At 43.3% G+C, this 305-nt stretch carries 1 protein-coding gene; it reads left to right on the top strand.

Features of this window, described 5'->3' with window-relative positions:
- Positions 1-305: glycoside hydrolase family 2 TIM barrel-domain containing protein (locus JKP73_RS22565; RefSeq protein ID WP_200412028.1), on the top strand; the 305-nt coding region annotated here is incomplete at both ends.

The following is a 305-nucleotide window of genomic DNA, read 5'->3' as shown; positions in this document are numbered from 1 at the left end:
GAAAAAACATAACATAAATGCTGTACGTACCTCGCATTATCCGAATCAGAGCGAGTGGTACGATTTAGCGGATAAATATGGGCTATATATTATTGTCGAAGCAAATCTGGAATCACACGGAAAACGTTCTGAACTTCCAAAAAGTGATCCTCAGTGGCTCCCGGCATCACTCGTTAGGTTGCGGAGTATGATTGAGCGGGATAAAAACCATCCGTCGGTATTGATTTGGTCACTGGGAAATGAAGCTGGAAGCGGATCTACTTTTCAGCATATGGCTGATTTAGCTCATGAAATGGATCCACCCA

The organism is Virgibacillus salexigens, assembly GCF_014905415.1.
GTDB lineage: Bacteria > Bacillota > Bacilli > Bacillales > Amphibacillaceae > Virgibacillus > Virgibacillus salexigens.
This window is presented reverse-complemented; position numbering and strand designations above follow the sequence as displayed.